Annotated in this window: 3 protein-coding genes; all 3 read right to left on the reverse strand. The window is 55.3% G+C overall.

The features are described 5' to 3' along the window. Window positions 1-233 precede the first annotated feature (233 nt). Entirely contained in the window at window positions 234-773 is a 540-nt protein-coding gene (rfbC, locus tag AC1DLB_RS27390) for a dTDP-4-dehydrorhamnose 3,5-epimerase (protein WP_064616871.1), read from the reverse strand. After that, window positions 770-1648, reverse strand: a complete 879-nt coding sequence (rfbA, locus tag AC1DLB_RS27395; RefSeq protein WP_064616870.1) for a glucose-1-phosphate thymidylyltransferase RfbA — start codon at window positions 1646-1648, stop codon at window positions 770-772. The genes rfbC and rfbA overlap by 4 nt, the downstream gene beginning before the upstream one ends. Window positions 1649-1692: 44 nt before the next feature. After that, window positions 1693-2542, reverse strand: an 850-nt coding sequence (gene rfbB / locus AC1DLB_RS27400; protein WP_477786041.1) for a dTDP-glucose 4,6-dehydratase, incomplete at its 5' end; no start/stop codon positions are given.

The raw sequence follows: 2542 nt of genomic DNA on the forward strand, positions 1-2542 counted from the left end.
GAGCAGGACTTATTGACGGAAAAAGGCAATTTTCCAAGATGTTTGCTACATGAGAAGGCATTTTCGGCACAAACTCCCGAGCAAAAGTCACTCCCCCTTCACGCCTATTGTTATTATTAGTCAGGATTTTCCCGGCATCCTGTCCCGCTAGGTTCTATTGTGACTGAACATTCAAGGCTAAATAACATCAGGTCATAAATAGTTAATGTTAACTATAGACCAATATTAACCCGTCATTCCCCGTTCAACACCGCGCGCAAGCGTGGGTTGCGCAAGTCTTTTTCCGAGAGTTGAGGCGATTCAACGGGCCAGGTAATGCCCAGCTCCGGATCATTCCAGAGCAGCCCACCCTCATCCTCGGGGAAATACAGATCGGTGCATTTGTATTGAAAATCGGCGGTATCGCTGAGCACGCAGAAGCCGTGGGCATAACCCGGCGGCACCCATAGCTGCAGATGGTTGTCGGCGGTCAACTTGACCCCTACATGTTCACCGCAAGTGGCCGATTCGGGATTGATGTCCACCACCACGTCGTACACCGCACCTTGGGTAACCCGCACCAACTTGCCCTGGGGCCGGGTCCGCTGGAAGTGCAAACCGCGCAATACGCCATACTGCGAGCGTGAGTGATTGTCCTGGACGAAAGGCAACTCGATGCCGGCGTCGCGATAACGCTGTTCGTGATAACTCTCGAGAAAGAACCCACGGGCATCGCCAAACACCTTGGGCTCGATAATCAGTACGCCGGGCAATCGGGTGTTGATGACATTCATTTCGAAGGCTCCGTCGTCAGTACGCGCGCCAGGTATTGTCCGTAACCGGTTTTGTGTAACGCGGTGGCTTGTTTATCCAGTTCCGCAGCCGACAACCAACCCTGGTGATAGGCCACCTCTTCAAGGCAGGCCACCTTCAAGCCCTGCCGCGCTTCGATGGTCTGGACGAAATGCCCGGCCTCCATCAACGAATCATGGGTCCCGGTGTCCAGCCAGGCAAAACCACGCCCCAGCACACTGACGTGCAGATCCCCGCGTTGTAGATAAGCATTGTTCACGTCGGTGATTTCAAGCTCACCGCGTACCGAAGGCTTGACTTGCTTGGCGATGCTCACCACGTCTTTGTCATAGAAATACAAACCGGTGACAGCATGGTCGGACTTCGGATGCGCAGGCTTCTCTTCGATCGAGATCGCCTTGCCGCTCTCGTCGAACTCGACAACGCCAAAACGATCCGGGTCGCTGACTCGATATCCAAAAACAGTGGCACCGGTCTGTCGTTGTGACGCTTCGCGCAACAAGGCGCTGAAGCCATAACCGTAGAAAATGTTGTCGCCCAGAATCAGCGCCACATTGCTGTCGCCGATGAACTCCTCGCCGATCAGAAAGGCCTGCGCCAGGCCATCAGGAGAAGGCTGTTCTGCATAACTGAGTTCAATGCCGAAAGAAGAACCATCACCCAGCAAGTTCTGGAAGTTGGGCAAGTCCTGGGGCGTGGAAATAATCAATATCTCGCGAATGCCCGCCAGCATTAATACCGACAGCGGATAATAAATCATCGGCTTGTCGTAGACCGGCAGCAGCTGTTTGGACACACCACGGGTAATGGGATGCAAGCGGGTGCCGGAGCCTCCCGCTAGAATGATACCTTTCATAGGGGATTCCCTTCGAAGTTAAATAGAGGCAGGTTTTGAATGTTTCAGCCAACGTGGCCAAGACGCTCGGACCGGTATTGGCCGTTGAGTATCCGTTGCCACCAATCTTGATTATCCAGATACCACTGAACCGTTTTGCGTATACCGCTTTCAAAGGTTTCCTGTGGTCGCCAACCAAGTTCACGCTCAATCTTGCCTGCATCGATGGCGTAACGACGATCATGCCCAGGGCGGTCGGTGACGAAGGTGATCAACTCCTTGTAAGAGCCCTGCCCTTCATCGCGGGGGCGCAACTCATCGAGCAGCTCACAGATGGTTTCCACCACTTGCAGGTTGCGCTTCTCGTTGTGTCCGCCGATGTTGTAGGTTTCGCCCACGATACCGCGCGACACCACTTCGACCAGCGCTCGAGCATGGTCTTCAACAAACAGCCAGTCGCGGATCTGCGAGCCATCGCCATATACCGGCAACGGCTTGCCGTGGATGGCATTGAGAATCACATGAGGGATCAACTTCTCGGGGAAGTGGAAGGGCCCGTAGTTGTTCGAGCAGTTGGTGACCAGCACCGGCAGGCCATACGTGCGGTGCCAGGCGCGCACCAGATGGTCGGAGCCGGCCTTGGACGCCGAGTACGGCGAGCTCGGCTCGTAGGGCGTAGTCTCGGTGAACAGATCGTCGGTGCCTTCCAGGTCGCCATAAACTTCATCGGTGGAGATATGGTGGAAGCGAAAGCCCTGTTTCTGCTCCGCCGCCAACCCTGACCAGTAGCGGCGGCTGGCCTCCAGCATGCTGTAGGTGCCGACGATGTTGGTCTGGATGAAATCCGATGGGCTGTCGATGGAACGGTCCACATGGGATTCGGCCGCCAGGTGCATTACCGCATCGGGCTGGAAA

This window comes from Pseudomonas sp. 05N434 (genome assembly GCF_056396965.1).

Excerpts from the sequence above, each read along its gene's own strand:
- rfbA (WP_064616870.1), bottom strand. The coding sequence starts at position 1,648 with ATGAAAGGTATCATTCTAGCGGGAGGCTCCGGCACCCGCTTGCATCCC.
- rfbC (WP_064616871.1), bottom strand. The coding sequence starts at position 773 with ATGAATGTCATCAACACCCGATTGCCCGGCGTACTGATTATCGAGCCC.